Consider the following 17790-nt stretch of genomic DNA (forward strand, 5'->3'; position numbering starts at 1 on the left):
TCGTTACCGATTATTCTATTACTTTTGTTCTTTATTGTTCGTTTTTTGCAGATAGAATAGTGAAATCGATTGTTTTTCCTGCTATTTCTAAGAAAATAAAAAAGAGTAGATTTGAAGTGAGACCCAATAGTTAGACCATAACCCGACCGAAGAAATTTGGTCGGGTTTTTATGCGGTCATCCGTTTGCGATATTGAACGGGACTGCAGCCGAGCCTTGTTTTGATTCGGTGATGTTTATAGTAATTAATCCACTCTTTAATTGCCCTCTTCAACCTTTTAAAGCTTGTATAAATCACACCATAATAAATTTCTTGCTTTAATAGACCAAAGAAGCTTTCCATCGGTGAATTGTCAAGACAATTCCCTTTTCGGGACATGCTCTGGAATATTTTTTTCTCCGCTAAAGGCTTTCTATAAACATTCATCTGGTAAGCCCAGCCTTGGTCAGAATGGAAAGTCCGACGATAGGGGCAGTCCGCGGTTTGTTCTATGGCTTCTTTTTGAGCATCAAGAACGGCCTTTGCATTTGGTTTTTCTGATATTCGATAGGACAGAATTTCCCCGTTAAACAGATCTAGGAATGGGTCTAAATACAGCTTCTTGATGACAGGTTTTCCGTTCGTATCTTGTTCATAATACTTAAATTCAGAAGTATCAGTTGTAATCTTTTGATGAGGAACCGAGGTAACAAATCGTCTGTGAATCCGATTCTTTGCCACTCGTCCAACAGTCCCTTTGTAGGAATTGTACTTACGTGATTTGCGTGTAAACTTTACGCTCTTCAGCCCAAGCTTACGCATGATTCGACGGATTTTCTTTTGATTTACCTTTACTCCCTGTTCGTTCAGGGCGATTTGAATCCGACGATACCCATAGTTCCCATCGTTTTCTTCGAAGATTTCTTGAATGGTTTCCTCTAGCTTGGCATCTGGATTCCCACGATTCAATCGCTTTTGCCAATACATGTATGTCGCTTTAGGAAATTTTGTCGCTTCAAGAAGAATCGTTAATCGGAACTCCTTTCGGAGTTCGTGGATGATTCGTGCATCTCGTTCTTGAGTCGATCTGGGATATTCATCCCTAAAGCTCGGAGCTTTTTTACGAAGGCCAGTTCTGCATGAAGCAGTTCATTTTCTCGTTCCAGTTCTTGTTCACGCGTTAACGGCCTTTTTGGTATTTGTTTCTTCTTTTTCTTAGTCATTGAAGGCCTTCCTTTCAGTTTCGGTAAGAGACCTTCAATGCCTTCACGCAGAAATAGTTGGTGCCAATGTTGGAGTAGATTTCCAGATGGCAATCCATATTTCAATGCGACATTAAGGTAAGAGTCACCGCTAGTCAAATAATAGTGTATGACATCTTGCTTGAATTGGGAAGAATAAGTTTGTTTATTTTTACGTCGGTTTAAGGCATTAAAGTCCAATTTTTCTACAATCTTTACCCATTTTCTTACTGTTGAATCCGCTGGAATACCGTATCGGCGAGCTAGAGCCACATACCCACCTTCTCCCCTCTGATACGCTTCAACTACTGATTTTTTAAAGTCATAATCATATTTAGCCACTATAAAAAGCCCCCTAAGTTAGATTTTCTGGTCTAACTTAGGGGGCTCACTTCAATTGTCGGTCAATAATCTACTCTTTTATTTTTTATCTCATCGTTGGAAATAACAAGACATCTCGTATTGATTGGGCATCAGTTAAAAGCATAACTAGACGATCGATACCGATACCTAGACCGCCAGTTGGTGGTAATCCATATTCTAAAGATTCAATAAAATCTTCATCCACGCCATGCGCTTCATCATTTCCTTGTTCACGTTCTTTTTCTTGCTCTTCAAAACGTTCACGTTGATCAATTGGGTCATTCAATTCAGTAAATGCATTTGCAAATTCTTTTCCTACTATAAATAGTTCAAACCGATCTGTAAATCGAGCATCTTCTGGATTTTTCTTCGCTAGGGGGGAAACTTCCACTGGATGACCATAAACAAATGTTGGTTGTTGCAAAGTTTCTTCAACAAATGTTTCAAAGAATTCGTTTAGAATATGTCCCACTGCCATACTATCTTTGATTTCTACATTATGTTCTTTTGCTAGTGAGCGTGCTTCTTCAACCGTCATTTCTTGCCAGAAATCTACGCCTGTTTGTTCCTTGATTGCATCTACCATATGCACTCTTCTGAACTCAGAGCCTAAATCGACTTCTTGCCCATCGTAAGTGATTGCAGTTGTTCCTAAGACTTTTTCTGCAGCATTACGGATGATTCCTTCTGTCAAATCCATCACATCTTGATAATCTGTATATGCAGTATAGGCTTCTAACATTGTGAATTCTGGATTGTGCGTTGTATCAGTTCCTTCATTTCGGAACACTCGGCCGATTTCATAGACTTTCTCCATACCACCGACGATTAAGCGTTTCAAATGTAGCTCCAAGGCAATTCGCAGGTATAACTCCATATCTAAAGCATTATGATGGGTAATAAACGGTCGTGCTGCCGCACCGCCAGCATCATTGTGCAAGACAGGTGTCTCAACTTCTACATAGCCATTACCATCAAGATAACGACGAATTTCGCTGATGATTTGACTACGTTTCATAAAGCGATCAAAGCTATCTTTATTACTGATCAAATCTAAATAGCGTTGACGATAGCGTTGCTCGATATTTGTCAGTCCATGGTATTTATCTGGTAAAGGGCGTAAAGCCTTAGTCAATAAGACAATCGTCTTCGCTTTAACCGTCACTTCCCCAGTATCTGTCTTCATGATTTGCCCTGTCACACCAAAGAAATCGCCTAGATCTGCTTGTTTAAATAGTTGATACGCTTCATCACCAACTTGATCTTTCCGTACATAAATTTGGATTTGACCATCACGATCTTGTAAATGCGCAAAACCCGCTTTACCTTTGCCTCGTTTAGTCATCATTCGTCCAGCTACACTTGTTGATAAATCCATTTCGTTTAATTCTTCTTTTGAATGTTGATCAAATTGTTCATGTAATTCTTTTGAATTATGTGTACGTTCAAAACGCTTCCCGAAAGGGTCGATCCCTTCTTCACGTAGATTTTCCATTTTTTCACGACGCACAAGCATTTGATCATTTAGATCTTCTACATGCGTTTGTTGTTCATCTGCCACTGTACTTCCTCCATTCTGAAATCACATACCCCTATAATGCCACATTAAAACAAAAAAAAGCAAGCCGAATTTTTGTTTCAGCCGGCTTTTTTTGTTAGATTGTTTCGATTGCTTCATTTTCTGCCTGTTTTTCTGTTTTTTCTAGGAAGGCTTCCATTAAATCGACCATCTCTTGTTGACTTTCCGCTTGATTGATTGCAACTTTTACTTTAGCCGCACGCGGGATTCCCTTTAAATAATAAGCAGCGTGTTGCCTGAATTCTCTAGTAGCAATTTTTTCACCTTTTAAATCGGTTAAACGTTGCAAGTGTACTTTAGCTGTTTCAATTTTTTCAAAGGGGGTTGGCTCTGGTAGTAGTTCTCCAGTTTCAAGATATTGCTTCGTACGTTGGATCATCCATGGATTCCCCAAGGCAGCTCTACCGATCATCACACCGTCAGCCCCCACATATTCTAGCATACGTTTAGCATCTTCAGGTGTACGTACATCCCCATTTCCCATAAAAGGAATCGTCAGATGTCGTTTGACTTCTTTTAAAATATCCCAATTTGCTTGACCTTCATACATTTGAACTCTTGTACGACCATGCATGGCAATGGCAGAGGCTCCTGCTTTTTCAGCAGCTAACGCATTTTCAACCGCAAATAAGTGATCTTCATCCCAACCAGTTCTCATTTTAACTGTGACTGGCAAATCTATAGCGGAGGAAACAGCGTCTACCATTTCGTAGACTTTGTTTGGGTCTAATAGCCATTTTGCCCCAGCTTCTGCTTTAATGACTTTATTTACAGGGCATCCCATATTGATATCAATGATCGCCGCTTTCGTATTTTCTTCTACAAATTTAGCTGCTTCGACTAAGTTCTCTTTGTCTCCACCGAAAATTTGTACGCTTAATGGATATTCTTTCTCATCTATATAAAGCATATCTAGCGTTTTTTTATTTCTTTGCTGTATTCCCTTATCACTAATCATTTCACAGACAACTAGTCCTGCACCAAACTCTTTGACTGTTACACGAAAAGCTGCATTACTAATACCCGCCATAGGTGCTACAACGACACGGTTAGGAATTTCGATATCTCCTATTTTCCACATATGGACCTCCTGTTATTTTTCACGAGTATTTTTGGTTGCTTCGTCTCTTAGTTCTATCAAATCAGCTTCGCTATAGTGGTATTTATTGCCGCAAAATTGACAAACAGCTTCAGCTCCATGATCTTCCTCAATCATAGCATTGATTTCATCTAATCCTACTGCAATGATCGCCGTGCCAAATTTTTCTTTTGAGCAGTTACATTTAAATTGCACTGGCATTTTTTCTAAGATTTCGATTTCATCTTTTCCAAGCAACCGCTCTAGTATTCCTTCTGGCGATTCACCTTCGTCAATCAAACGGGAAATCATCGGAACTTCTTGTAGCCGTTTTTCAATAAAATCAATTGTTTTTTCATCCGCACCTGGCATTACTTGAATCATAAATCCACCTGCAGCCTTGACACTTTCATCGGTATCAACCAGAACACTTAAGCCGATTGCCGATGGGATTTGCTCAGAGACTGCCATGAAATAAGTAAAGTCCTCTCCTATTTCGCCAGAAACGATTGGTGTTTGCCCCGAAAAAGTTTCTTTCAGGCCTAAATCTTTGATTACTGTAAAAATCCCTTCAGTTCCAACTGCACCGCGAACATCGATTTTACCATTTTCATTTAACGTTAAACTAACATGCGGATTTTTAATGTAACCTTTTGTATTCCCATCCCCATCGCTATCAACAACTATCGCGCCAGCTGGTCCGTTTCCTTGAACTTTTACGGTTAATTTGTCTTCGCCTTTCAGAGTTGCGCCTAAAAGCAAAGCTCCGACCATCGTTCTGCCTAACGCTGCTGTCGAAGAACTCCATGTATCATGACGTTTTTGTGCTTCTGAGATTGTATTGGTTGCGCAAACTGCATAAGCGCGAATTGATCCTTCATAGCATAATGCTTTAACTAAGTAATCTTCCATTTTTATTTTCCTCTTCTCACTTGCTTCTTTTTCTAACTCATTATCAGATAATACTAGTGTTTGGCTATTTTTTCAACTAAATCATTTTAAGCTAAAGAAAAAAAAAGTTGCGACCAACAATTGGAACTGATAAGTGCTACTTGCTTTTTTTAGAGTAATAGACCATAGGCAATGAAACGTATTTTTATTTATTAGCCGATTGGTTCAAAGGAAAATAAATTCTTAAACCAAAATACAGTAAGGTTGTACAAATCAATACTACATAAAAAGCTGTAACTGCTACTTATAAAATACAGCAATGCCATGGGTTGCGCACGCAACTATTAAAAATGTCTCCGTTACACTCACTGAACGAGTGTAACGGAGACTTTCATGTGCTTATTTGTAACGATCGTCAAAGTTGTTACGGTCATATTCAGAATCATTTTTGTGTTCTTCATCAGATTTTACTTCTGATTGAACTTTTTCTTCTGTTTTTTCACTGTCCGCTTTTACTTCTTCCGTTTCGTCATGTAACTCTTTTTTCGCTTCCTCAAAGTCTTGTTTTTCTTCGGCTTGTCTTTGTGCATCTTTTTCTTCTAATGCACGTTTGGCTTCCTCGAATGTTTGAGCCTTTTCACTAGGGAATTGGCTATCGATAACATCCTGTGGCATAACGCCTTCTTCAAACAATGATTTGATACTACGAGCATCTAATGTTTCATACTCTAATAGTTTTTCAGCAATTAGTTTATGTTGCGCACGGTGCGTTTCAATGATTTCACGCGCTTTATCGTGTGCTTCCATCAAGATACGACGTACTTCTTGATCGATTTCGAATGCTACCTGTTCTGAGTAAGCTTTTGTTTGACCATAGTCACGTCCAACAAAGACTTGGTGGTTTCCTTCATATTGAACAGGACCTAATTTGTCACTCATTCCATATTCAGTTACCATGCTACGGGCAATCCCTGTTGCTTGTTCGAAGTCATTAGAAGCACCTGTTGATTGTACATCGAAAATAATTTCTTCTGCTGTACGTCCACCAAGTAATCCAACGATTTGTTCAAACATGTCTTCTTTGGTCATTAAGAATTGATCTTCTTTTGGTAAAGCGATCATATAACCGCCAGCGCGTCCACGAGGAATGATCGTTACTTTATGAACGATACGGGCACGGCTTAAGACTAAACCAACAATGGTATGTCCTGCTTCATGGTAAGCAACCATTTCGCGTTCTTTTTTATTGATCACACGATCTCTCTTCGCAGGACCTGCAATTACGCGGTCTTCTGCTTCGTCCACATCGGATGCATCAATTTTCTTTTTATTACGACGAGCAGCAACTAGAGCCGCTTCGTTTAAGACGTTTTCTAAATCAGCACCAGCAAAACCTGGTGTTTGTTGTGCTACGACTTTCAAATCAACATCGTCAGCTAATGGTTTGTTACGAGCATGAACTTTAAGAATCGCTTCACGGCCTTTTACATCAGGACGACCAACTAAAATTTGACGGTCAAAACGGCCTGGACGTAATAATGCCGGATCCAATACATCTGAACGGTTTGTTGCAGCTACGACGATTACGCCTTCGTTGCCATCAAATCCATCCATTTCAACAAGCAATTGGTTTAGGGTTTGTTCACGTTCATCGTGTCCGCCGCCCATACCAGCACCACGTTGACGACCAACGGCATCGATTTCATCGATGAAGATGATTGCTGGTGCATTTTTCTTCGCTGTTTCAAATAAGTCACGGACACGGCTTGCACCGACACCGACGAACATTTCAACGAAGTCTGAACCTGAGATAGAGTAGAACGGTACACCTGCTTCACCGGCAACGGCTTTAGCAAGTAAGGTTTTACCAGTCCCCGGAGGTCCTTCTAATAGAACACCTGCTGGGATGCGGGCACCTAATTCAACGAAACGGCGAGGGTCTTTTAAGAATTCGACCACTTCAACTAATTCTTGTTTTTCTTCTTCCGCTCCTGCTACGTCAGAGAAGCGTACGCGGTTGGCTTTTTTGTCTGCTTCTTTGGCTTTTGATTTACCAAAGTTCATGACACGGCCGCCCCCACCGCCACCGCCGCCTTGTTGTCCCATCATCATGTAGAATAAGAAGATAAACAATACGATTGGTAAGAAACTAAATAAGATAGAAAGCCAAGCACCACTAGATGATTGTTCTTTCACTGTAAGTTTTACATTATTATCTTTCGCCATATCTTGGATTCCTGATAAGGTGATATCACTTGGTAAGACAATGGTAGTAAATGCTTTAGTTGAAACTTCTGTAGATCCCCATAAAGAAAGACCACCAGTATTTTTGATTTCTTGTTTTTCTTTGTACTGACCTGTGATCTTATACACACCATTGGTTGGTTGGATCGTCAGTTCTTTCACTTTACCTTCTTCTAATTGGGTACTGAAGGTTGAGTATTCGATATCTGGTGACTGAGGATTGTTATTTCCAAAAATGAAATAAACAACCATGACCATCGCCAAAATCAGCAATACATAATAAAGGCCATTTTTCATGCCGCTATTTTTTTTATTCATGCCTGTCCTCCTTTGATTACTGTTCGTAATTTAATTTTACGGTTTATTTTTATCAATCCTGACCTTTACATTGTAACATAACTAAATCTAAGAGAGATATTAATTTGATTCGTAGATTTCAGGTTTTAATACCCCTACATACGGAAGATTTCGATAGCGTTCAGCATAATCTAAGCCGTAACCTACAACAAACTCATTGGGTACGTCAAAACCAACGTAATCCGCAACGATATCGACCACACGGCCTTCCGGTTTATCTAACAATGTTACAATTTTTACGGATGCTGCTTTTCTATACTTAAAGAGATCAACTAGATAGGCTAACGTACGTCCGCTGTCAATGATATCTTCTACAATCAGAATATCACGACCTTCAACATTTGTGTCTAAATCTTTAACGATTTTTACTTCACCAGAAGACACGGTTGCATTGCCATAGCTGGATACATCCATAAAGTCCATTTCTAAGTACGTATCAATTGTACGTGTGATGTCCGCCATAAAAGGAATTGCTCCCTTTAAAATACCGATCACTAATGGATTTTTATCCTTGTAGTCTTCTGTTAGTTGTTTTCCAAGTTCAATTGATTTTTCAAGAATTTGTTCTTTGCTAATCAAAACTCGTTCAATATCTTTCTCTAACATAGTGCTCTCCTTTTCCTGTGAGATCATTATTCATGATTTTTATATTATTTTGTTGCTTTGAATAAAAGCATTTTCTATTCCTTACTCTTTTATTTTATAAAGGAGTCTGTAGAGTATTTTATCAGTTTCTTTCGGAATACTCAAATAGGAATTTGCAAAAAGAGGAACCCAAATAATCTGATCTTGCGCCGAAAGAATGATCCAAGCTTGATCTCTGAGCAAATTTGGAACTTTTTGATCAATAAATATCCGATTCACTCTTTTCGTTAAGTCAGGCGTCATCGATATTCTGTCGCCATTTTTACGATGACGGATCGTTAATGGTAGTTTCGTTTGCCCGCTTATGAGTAACGAATGCTCTGACCAATTTTTTATTGTTTCTGGCTGCTGTATTTTTTCTTCTGTCGTTTCCAATCCTAGCCATTCATTTTCAGAAAGAAAAACTTGCTCATTTTCACATAAAAAAAAGGGGCCTTCTTTATAATTCAGCTGATTTTTCTTTAGATGGACAACATTGTATTCTTTTACTATTTGCCAACCTTGTTCGATATCCATCATCAATTGGGGGGCTGGCTGATTGAGCAGTTTTAGTAGTTGTTGAAGCTGCGCTTGACTGATTAGCACACCTTGTGAAACAATTGTTCGTTGGAAAAAAAACATTAAGAAAAACAGTTGAACACTTCTTTCTTCCCGCCTTAGTTCTGATAATTGACATGACCAACCTTCTGCTGTTTTTTTTACCCAACGCTCATACTTTGGTTCAATAACAGACTGAATAAGCTCGTCAGCTAAAGTAAGTTGCTCACTAAAATCAGTGATATGCTGTAAGAAATTTGGATTTTCCTGTTTTAAAATAGGGATAACCTGATGCCTCATACGATTACGCAGATAGGTATCGCTTTGATTAGAACGATCTTCAAAATACACAATTCCTGATTGTTTAGCAAACTGTTCCAACTGTTCTTTGGAAAAAATTAAGAAAGGTCGAATCAATTCACCACCACCAAAGGGTCGTCTCGCTCTGATCCCAACTAAATTTGATAGTGCACTTCCTCTTACCAATTTCATCAAAATCGTTTCAGCTTGATCATCGCTATGGTGAGCAGTCAAAAGCGTAGAAATATTTTCTTGTTCCATAATTTCAGAAAAAAAAGTATAGCGAAAATTGCGGGCACGAGCCTCTGTATTTTTTGACTTGTCAACTTCTTCCCACACTTTACTATAGTATGAAATCCCTTTTTGTTGGCAGTACTCACTCAAGTATAATGCTTCTTCTACTGATTCTAATCGTAAGCGGTGATCGACATGGGCGACAATCAATTTTAAGCAGTCTTTTTGCGCCGCCTTTCGCATGAGTTCTAATAATACCATCGAATCAACTCCACCAGAAATTGCTAATAGTAATTTTTGGTTTGGTTGCCAGTACGCATTGTTTTTACAATGATCATAAAATTCTCGAAACATCTACTCACCTCTTCGTTCCTTAGTTTATAGACTTCCACAAAAACTGCACCAAACATAAAAGCCGAGCTTTCGCTCAGCTTCAATTATCTATTCATTAATTACGACGTCCACCGCGTCCGCCACGTTTGCCTTCAGTATTCCGTTTCAGTGAAGTTAAACGATCATCACTATCTTTCAAAAATGAGCTCATCAATGAATCAAAATCTTGTTTTGAATTATTCATTGGTTGTGCTCTTGTAAATTGTTTTTTAGGTGCTGGACGTTGATTCCGATCACGATTGCCTTGATGCTCATTGTTATCACGACGTTGATATTCACGTTTTGGTTCTGCTGCTTGTTCTTGAGCTTTACGAATCGATAAGCCTACTTTACCGTCATCACCGACTGAGGTAACTTTTACAGTTACTTCATCTCCTACGGTCAACACATCATGGATATCTTTTACAAATCCATTTGATACTTCACTAATGTGAACCAACCCTGTTTTTCCTTCACCTAGATCGATGAAGGCACCAAAATTAGTGATACCAGACACTTTTCCTGGCAACTTCGCTCCTACTTCAATTGACATAAAAAAAATGTTCCTCCTATTATTTACCCTATTATATCTGCAGTTATTCGCCTGATTGTTTTTCAGTTGAATGAGACTGTGATTGACTCTCTTGTGATGATTCTTTTTGTTCATTGCTGGAGCTAGTCGTTCCGCCTAACTCTGGAATGTTATAGATTTGTTCGCCTTCTTTTGAAACATAAAAACGGCTACGAGCCAACTTCGCTACGTAATCATCATCTCTTAAAAGGGCCACGTCTTGTTCCAAACGATTTAACTTCTTATCAGCTTCTGCGGATTCAGCAACCGCTTCTGTGTGCTGCTTTTTGAAAGCACTCAATTGTTGATAATCCTTCATTAGCTGCATCCCTGAAACGATAAAAATCACAAACGCCACGAGAAAAACAACTGCCAAACGTCGGCGTCTGAAAATCAACTGCTTTTGCTGTTTTTGAAATTCAGCATACTGTTCTTTAGTATACTCATTATCTAATGCAGCAACTTTCTCCATGTCTTTTTTCTTTTTTCCCATGTTTTCCGCTCCACTCGTTTTTGGTTTGTCCAGTTTATTATACCAACATCTAAGAAGCTTGTCTAATCTAAATTCTCACTATTTTCGACTCTTTTCTCTGAAATAATCTGATACATCTTTTCTGCATCTTCTTTTTTCGTTGAATCACGAAGCTCGAGTACTTCGATTTCTAAGATTTTATTGCCAAATTGGATTCGAACTTGATCCCCAATTTTTACATTACTCGATGATTTCGCCAAGATGCCATTGATTTGAATCCGCCCTTTATCAGCAACTTCTTTTGCTACAGGTCTTCTTTTAATAATACGTGAAACTTTTAAAAATTTATCTAAACGCATAATTATTTCCTCTTCATTCTTAATATTTTTGCTCCAAACGGTAATGTCAGCCATTCCCGTACAGTAAATAACTTTATTTTGATGATACTGTAAATAAATGTTCCTGCACCAATTAAAACGCCCACTAATGTAAAGATCAACGCTTGACCTCGGTGGTCGACCGTTCCAAGAAACAACGCAATCACACCTTGATAACAGATCAATACAATACCCATTGTCGCTAAACTGATCATTAGTTTTTTGAAAAAGCGATGTTCTATAACAAAACGGTTAATCTCGTTTTTAGAAAAAAGCATCAAGAAAATGAGCGTAGTAATCAATCCTGCAATCGTAGAAAGACTTGCACCTACTGTCCCCCATGAATATGTCAGTGGACTTGTGGAAATAAGTTTTACCAAAAGACCCGCACATGCAGCAACTATTGCTGTCACAAACTGATTACGGCTCTGTAAAATACTTTGATAGGCTTGAATCACTGCCATAAATGCAATGGACCAAACATAGATGCCTAAGACCCCATTGCCATGATAGTCCTTAAACAAAGCAAAATTCATGTATGGGAGCAGTAATACTAAACCTAATGAAGCAGCAGCTGCAACGGTCGTTGTCAAACGTAAAAAGACTTTAGCCGCTTGCAAAAAGCGTCCTTGCTCTTGACTAACAAAATATTTTGTTAGCGTCGGTAAAAAACTGGAGCTCAACGCCAATGCAACAACCAAGCCTAATTGAACGAGCGGCTGACCACGATCATACACACCTTTATCAATCTTTGCTGCAGAATCACTTATCCCAGAAATAACCAGTGTATTCTTTACAACAAATGAATCGACCAACTGAAAAAGAATTAAAAAGGCACTATACAAAGAAACAATACCGCCTTCTACTAGCAAACGTCTAAACAAGCTCCCTGAATTCCTTGACCATCTCCATTGAGTCAGATAAGCAGAACTGCCTATCCGAATCTTTCGATCATAATACCACAAAATTCCTGCAGCAACTACGCCGCCTAAAAGCGCACCAGCCATTGCAATGGTTCCAGTCTGATAAACTGACCAGCCAAACTTAGAAAATGAGTACGCCGCAACTAAAATCACACCAACTCGAACGAGCTGTTCTACCACTTGTGAAACGGCACTTGGAATCATCCTTAAATGTCCTTGGAAATTTCCACGATAAAATGACAATACTGGAACTAGCAAAAAGGTAAATGAGACAACTTGGATCAAAGAGGACAATTTCAAGTCTCCCATCATATACGCAATTTCATAGCTACCGAAAAAGAAGAAGGCCCAACATAAACCCGCCAAAATAAAAACAAAAGGAAAAAGTTGTTGCAATACTTTTTTCTGCTCACTGATTTCTGGTTGTTCTGCTACGATTTTAGAAATAAATTGCGGCAGTCCTGATAATGCTAAAGTCATTGCTATACCATAAATCGGATAAACTTGTTGATAGACGTAAAACCCTTCATCCCCAACTAAATTTTGAAACGGTACCCGATAAACTGCACTCAACACTTTGGCGATAAATGATGCTACCGTTAAAACAACCGCGCCTTGCATCATCGTCCGCATTTCCTTATGTGCCATAGTTGACCTCCAATCTAAAGGCTGAATGAGCTTATTTTGCTTCACTTAAAAATAGATGAATGTGAGTGTGAAGCTTTTTTATCACAATCAGATGTTCCCTTTTTTTCAAAGCACTAAACTATCCATCTTGTCTTTTTCTATGATTCTTCAACAGCCACAGTTTTATATTTTTCCTGTCTCAAAGCTGTAGTAAACAACGCCACTTCTTGCAGCCAAGCGGCTTCCTTCATATCTTTAGGCACTTTCAAGCGAATAGACATTTTTTCATTATCTACTGCAAGATCTGCTTTTAATTGTGTGTTGGACAAGGCTTCAAAAATTTGTTCTACATTATATGTTTTAGTGCCAATCTTACTTAGTGTAAAGATGATTTCTTGTTGTCGTTTACGGATCGTTTCTATTAATGCTCGATCCCCATCCATTTTAATTCGTCCTGTCGTCAATAAATGAGCAACTTCGTCTGGGTATTCGCCAAAGCGATCCAGTAGATCTGCTTCTAGTTCATCATACATATCCATATTTTCCAATTGACGGATCCGTTTGTAAATTTCAATTTTTTGACGTTCATCATCGATATAGCTTGTCGGTAAGTAGGCATCGATCCCCAAATCGATCTCAACTGATGTTTTTTGATCTTGGATATTTTTCCCTTGTTTGCGAGCAACTGCTTCTGAAAGCATTTGAGAGTACATATCAAACCCAACAGAATCAATAAAGCCATGTTGCTGTGCACCTAATAGATTCCCTGCACCACGTATTGATAAATCGCGCATCGCAATTTTAAACCCTGAACCTAACTCGGTGAAATCCTTGATCGCTTCTAAACGTTTTTCACTCACTTCATTTAAAATCTTTTGTTGTTCGTACATAAAATAGGCATACGCTACCCGATTACTTCGACCAACCCTACCTCGTAATTGATACAAGGTGGACAGCCCCATGTAATCAGCATTTTCTACAAATAAAGTATTGGCATTAGGAATGTCTACACCCGTTTCAATGATTGTCGTTGTCACTAATACATCATATTGCCGTTCAATAAAATCGAATAAGGTGTTCTCTAATTGCACTTCCGTCATCTGACCATGTGCATAAGCAATCCTCGCTTCTGGAACCAATGCTTGAATTTCTTCAACCTTTTGCTCGATCGTATCTACTCGATTGTATAGATAAAAAACTTGCCCATCACGAGCCATTTCTCTTTCGATTGCCTCTCTAATTGCTCCTGGATTATTTTCCATGACGTACGTTTGGATCGGATAACGATTTTCAGGCGGCGTCTCGATAACAGATAGATCACGTACGCCGAGCATCGACATATGCAGTGTTCTAGGTATCGGTGTTGCAGTCAGTGTTAAAACATCGACTTGCGCCCTTAATTGTTTCAATCGCTCTTTATGCTTCACACCAAAACGCTGTTCCTCATCGATCACCAGCAAGCCTAAATCACTAAAATTCACATCTTGAGAAAGCAGGCGGTGAGTTCCTACGACAATATCGACTTGACCATGTTTGATTTTTTCAATCGTTTCATTTTGTTGTTTTTTCGTTCTAAAGCGGCTCAATAAACCGACTTCTACCGGGAAACCTTCAAATCGATCCAACATTGTTTCGTAATGTTGCTGAGCTAAAATTGTTGTTGGAACCAAAAAGGCCACTTGTTTATTATTGTTGATTGCTTTAAATGCGGCACGTAAAGCGACTTCTGTCTTACCGTAGCCAACATCGCCAACCAATAGACGATCCATCGGGCGCGTTTTTTCCATGTCGTGTTTGATTTCGGCCGTACTTCTTAGCTGATCATCTGTTTCGCTATAGGGAAAAGCATCTTCAAATTCTTTTTGATAAGCATCATCTGGTGGAAAAGCATAGCCTTTCTCAGACTCTCTTGACGCATAAAGTTGAATCAAATCGTCTGCTATATCTTCAATTTTAGATGTAACTTTGCGTTTTGTTTTACTCCATTCGCTACCACCCAATTTATTAACTTTTGGTGATTTCGCTTCAGAAGCTACAAACTTTTGAATCAGGTTCAACTGCGTAACTGGAATGAATAGTTTATCATCGTTTTGGTATAAAATCGTGATGTAGTCTTGATGGACACCATCCACTTCCAACGTCTGCATCCCAATATATTTTCCGATCCCATGATTGGCATGAACCACATAATCTCCTGTTTTCAGATCGCTATAGCTTTTCAAGCGTTCTGCATTCGAAACAGTTTGACGCCTTGCTCTTTTTTTCGTCGTTGTGTGGAAAATTTCTTTTTCAGTGATCGCAACAATTTTTTCTATTGGCAACTCAAACCCAGATTGCAGCGCCCCTTCAACGATTTGAATTTTACCTTCTATTAATTTATCAGCTGAGGCGGTCACACTTGAAATAGCAAAATCACGAAACAATTCTTCCACTTTTTGACTACGTTCTTTTGTCGGAACAAAAACAATAACCGTCTGATCCTGTTTTTGCCAACGGTCCATTTCCGTTTTTAGTAGGGGCATTTGACCAAAGAATTGCTGCATCGAACGATATTGAAAATTATGAACCGCTTGGAAACGCAGATTGCCCATACCCTTTTGAAATAGTGAAAAGAAAGTTGTTGAGAACGTCATTTTGCGTACTTGCTCGTGAAACTCTACACCAAAAGTCTGCTCAGGAAAAATACGCATTTCTTCTAGTTTAAGCACTTGCCATTCATTTTCTTCCCGAATAATTTCACGTTCTGCTTCTAAAATACGCGCATAGTCATCAATAAAAACCAAACTATCTTCTGTTAAATAATCAAGTAAGGTCGTTTTGTTTTCGTACAATAAATCCGTATAGTAATGAGCTGTATCTGTGGGAATCCCTTGACTCCAAAAAGTTGCCAACTGTCCAAAATAGTCTTCTAGAAACCCTTTTTCAGACGCATCTTTAGCAATTGCTACTCGTTTCTCCAATGCTTTCGTCAGCTCTTTTTCCCCATGGATCAAATCGTCTTTAGAAAAAACCAAGTCTGTCATTGGTGAAAGTGTGACAGATTCAGTAGGCCCGACCGAACGTTGTGTATCTGCTTCAAAGTAACGGAGCGAATCGATCTCAATATCAAACAATTCCGCTCTTACTGGATATTCTGAATTCAATGGATAAACATCGACAATACTACCGCGAATACTAAAATCCCCTGGTTTTCCTACTAAGGATTGGCGCTCATAGCCCATCAAAACTAATTGCTGCGCTAATGTATCTAACTCGATTTCGCCACCAAGCTCCCAATGAAGCTGAGCCTTTTCCCAAGTTTGTTTACTTGGTAAATATTTCCTTAACCCGGCTACTGGAACAACGATAATCCCTGCTTGATCGGTCAAAAGAAAATCAAGTGCCGCCACTCTTTCAGCTCTGGCTTCTGGTGAAGAAAAGGCCATTTCAGCTGATAACACCTCATCAACAGGAAAGATATAGACTTCTTCATCTGACAAAATATTACGAAAATCTTCGACTAATTGGTTTCCATAGTAAAGATTTGGAACGGCAACAACGATTTTTTTATTCTTCTCTTTAAAGCCACTGGTCATGACTAATGTTTTTGCAGAGCCGGCTAACCCTGTAATCAACTGGCGGGTATTCCCTGTTAATTGCTTTTGCCAATCTCGGGCTAGTTCACTTGCACCAATTCGTTCAATGATGTTCACGTCAGACTCCTCCTAAAATTTAAAAGCTGAACAGGCTCTCCCAGTCTTGATTGAAAAATAGAAAAGTATGAGGGTGGCGTCTCTTGCCACAATCAGATTTTATCTTTTTTCTGAAAGACTAGCCTGCAAAGCTAGATAACTATAAAAGCTGAACAGGCTCTCCCAGTCTTGATTGAAAAATTGAAAAATATGAGGGTGGCGTCTTTTGCCACAATCAGATTTTATCTTTTTTCTGAAAGACTAGCCTGCAAAGCTAGATAACTATAAAAGCTGAACAGGCTCTTCCAGTCTTGATTGAAAAATAGAAAAATATGAGGGTGGCGTCTTTTGCCACAATCAGATTTTATCTTTTTTCTGAAAGACTAGCCTGCAAAGCTAGATAAAACTTCCTATTTCACTTATTTCCCATTAAATTGATTCATCGTGTCAACAAACGTATGGCCTTCACAAGCATAGATTGCCGCATCTGCTGCGCTTTTCACCGCTAGTAAAATCTCTTCATATTTGTCTTTAGGAAACCCTGTCAATACATGATGAACAACCGTATTGCTCCCAATTGGACGACCAATACCGATCTTGATTCTCGGAAATATGTTTGTACCTAGGTGTGCAATCAAACTTTTCATGCCATTGTGCCCACCTGCTCCGCCTTTCTCTCGTAAACGAATCTTCCCTGTTTCTAAATCTAAGTCGTCATAGATCACGATCAACTCATCATCTTCTACACCATAATAAGTCATTAAAGGACCCACAGAGCGGCCAGACTCATTCATGAATGTTAGTGGTTTGACTAGCATGATTTTCTCAGTTCCAATGAAAAATTCTGCAATATCTGCTTCAAACTGACTTTTATTGAAGGTCGCATTATAACGATGCGCAATTTCATCTACCGTAATAAAACCAATATTATGTTTTGTTTCTTGGTATTTACTTCCTGGGTTACCTAACCCAACGATCATCTTCATCTATAATTCTCCTTATAAAAACATTGCGGCAAACGGAATCTTCTCAGAAAAAAAATACAGAATCTTCTTTGCCTTCTTGTTTATTCATTGTCCAACACAAAATACCCAGGCAGGAAAATCCTCTGCCCAGTTTTTTTATAATTATACCATAAAACAATCGATTGCCGAATCTTTTAAGTTGTTAAAAAAGCCATAAAATTTAATTGTCTTTTCTCCCAATCAAACTAAATAGGTAAAAACAGAAATAGTGAAACACCGCACATGAAAGAGTTTTCTTATGAAACACCTTTAAAAACTGTATTATTTTTCTAAACAAAAAACGTGACAAACCTCACAAACGATG

At 38.8% G+C, this 17790-nt stretch carries 13 protein-coding genes; all 13 read right to left on the reverse strand.

Annotated elements, in window-relative coordinates; translation table 11 throughout:
* Positions 1-168 precede the first annotated feature (168 nt).
* The 13 genes from IGJ50_RS13870 to pth all read right to left on the reverse strand — a co-directional run bounded on the left by IGJ50_RS13870 (position 169) and on the right by pth (position 17447).
* Positions 169-1562 (reverse strand): IS3 family transposase gene (locus tag IGJ50_RS13870; RefSeq protein ID WP_429950990.1). Its coding sequence is split into 2 segments (ribosomal slippage): positions 169-1022 and positions 1022-1562, totalling 1395 coding nucleotides; the frame shifts between segments, so codons are not numbered across the junction.
* 85 nt (positions 1563-1647) lie between these two features.
* Positions 1648-3144 carry a lysine--tRNA ligase gene (gene lysS, locus IGJ50_RS13875; protein WP_069641241.1) on the reverse strand — a complete coding sequence of 499 codons (1497 nt, stop codon included), beginning with the start codon at positions 3142-3144 and terminating at the stop codon, positions 1648-1650.
* 94 nt (positions 3145-3238) lie between these two features.
* On the reverse strand, positions 3239-4243 hold the full coding sequence (gene dusB / locus IGJ50_RS13880; protein WP_069641240.1) for a tRNA dihydrouridine synthase DusB: 1005 nt from the start codon (positions 4241-4243) through the stop codon (positions 3239-3241).
* A gap of 12 nt (positions 4244-4255) precedes the next feature.
* On the reverse strand, positions 4256-5152 hold the full coding sequence (gene hslO, locus IGJ50_RS13885; protein WP_069641239.1) for an Hsp33 family molecular chaperone HslO: 897 nt from the start codon (positions 5150-5152) through the stop codon (positions 4256-4258).
* A gap of 378 nt (positions 5153-5530) precedes the next feature.
* A complete protein-coding gene (ftsH, locus tag IGJ50_RS13890) occupies positions 5531-7693 on the reverse strand; it encodes an ATP-dependent zinc metalloprotease FtsH (RefSeq protein WP_069641238.1) in 2163 nt (720 codons plus the stop codon).
* A 99-nt stretch (positions 7694-7792) separates the two neighbouring features.
* Positions 7793-8338 (reverse strand): hypoxanthine phosphoribosyltransferase, encoded by a 546-nt coding sequence (gene hpt / locus IGJ50_RS13895; protein WP_069641237.1) that lies wholly within the window; start codon positions 8336-8338, stop codon positions 7793-7795.
* Positions 8339-8419: 81 nt separating this feature from the next.
* Positions 8420-9802 carry a tRNA lysidine(34) synthetase TilS gene (gene tilS, locus IGJ50_RS13900; protein ID WP_429950994.1) on the reverse strand — a complete coding sequence of 461 codons (1383 nt, stop codon included), beginning with the start codon at positions 9800-9802 and terminating at the stop codon, positions 8420-8422.
* 94 nt (positions 9803-9896) lie between these two features.
* Positions 9897-10373, reverse strand: a complete 477-nt coding sequence (locus tag IGJ50_RS13905; protein WP_069641235.1) for a S1 domain-containing RNA-binding protein — start codon at positions 10371-10373, stop codon at positions 9897-9899.
* A 43-nt stretch (positions 10374-10416) separates the two neighbouring features.
* On the reverse strand, positions 10417-10884 hold the full coding sequence (locus IGJ50_RS13910) for an FtsB family cell division protein (RefSeq protein WP_069641234.1): 468 nt from the start codon (positions 10882-10884) through the stop codon (positions 10417-10419).
* A gap of 62 nt (positions 10885-10946) precedes the next feature.
* On the reverse strand, positions 10947-11222 hold the full coding sequence (locus tag IGJ50_RS13915; protein ID WP_069641233.1) for an RNA-binding S4 domain-containing protein: 276 nt from the start codon (positions 11220-11222) through the stop codon (positions 10947-10949).
* A 2-nt stretch (positions 11223-11224) separates the two neighbouring features.
* A complete protein-coding gene (locus IGJ50_RS13920; protein WP_069641232.1) occupies positions 11225-12811 on the reverse strand; it encodes a putative polysaccharide biosynthesis protein in 1587 nt (528 codons plus the stop codon).
* Positions 12812-12948: 137 nt separating this feature from the next.
* On the reverse strand, positions 12949-16482 hold the full coding sequence (gene mfd, locus IGJ50_RS13925) for a transcription-repair coupling factor (RefSeq protein ID WP_429950996.1): 3534 nt from the start codon (positions 16480-16482) through the stop codon (positions 12949-12951).
* 398 nt (positions 16483-16880) lie between these two features.
* A complete protein-coding gene (gene pth, locus IGJ50_RS13930; protein ID WP_429950998.1) occupies positions 16881-17447 on the reverse strand; it encodes an aminoacyl-tRNA hydrolase in 567 nt (188 codons plus the stop codon).
* Between the last annotated feature and the right edge of the window lie 343 nt (positions 17448-17790).

The organism is Enterococcus sp. AZ101 (genome assembly GCF_050499005.1).
GTDB classification, from domain to species: Bacteria; Bacillota; Bacilli; order Lactobacillales; family Enterococcaceae; genus Enterococcus_L; species Enterococcus_L ureilyticus.

Coding starts and splice junctions, on each gene's coding strand:
- pth (WP_429950998.1), bottom strand. CDS start 17,447: ATGAAGATGATCGTTGGGTTAGGTAACCCAGGAAGTAAATACCAAGAA.
- hpt (WP_069641237.1), bottom strand. CDS start 8,338: ATGTTAGAGAAAGATATTGAACGAGTTTTGATTAGCAAAGAACAAATT.
- ftsH (WP_069641238.1), bottom strand. CDS start 7,693: ATGAATAAAAAAAATAGCGGCATGAAAAATGGCCTTTATTATGTATTG.
- hslO (WP_069641239.1), bottom strand. CDS start 5,152: ATGGAAGATTACTTAGTTAAAGCATTATGCTATGAAGGATCAATTCGC.
- dusB (WP_069641240.1), bottom strand. CDS start 4,243: ATGTGGAAAATAGGAGATATCGAAATTCCTAACCGTGTCGTTGTAGCA.
- IGJ50_RS13915 (WP_069641233.1), bottom strand. CDS start 11,222: ATGCGTTTAGATAAATTTTTAAAAGTTTCACGTATTATTAAAAGAAGA.
- IGJ50_RS13910 (WP_069641234.1), bottom strand. CDS start 10,884: ATGGGAAAAAAGAAAAAAGACATGGAGAAAGTTGCTGCATTAGATAAT.
- tilS (WP_429950994.1), bottom strand. CDS start 9,802: ATGTTTCGAGAATTTTATGATCATTGTAAAAACAATGCGTACTGGCAA.
- IGJ50_RS13920 (WP_069641232.1), bottom strand. CDS start 12,811: ATGGCACATAAGGAAATGCGGACGATGATGCAAGGCGCGGTTGTTTTA.
- IGJ50_RS13905 (WP_069641235.1), bottom strand. CDS start 10,373: ATGTCAATTGAAGTAGGAGCGAAGTTGCCAGGAAAAGTGTCTGGTATC.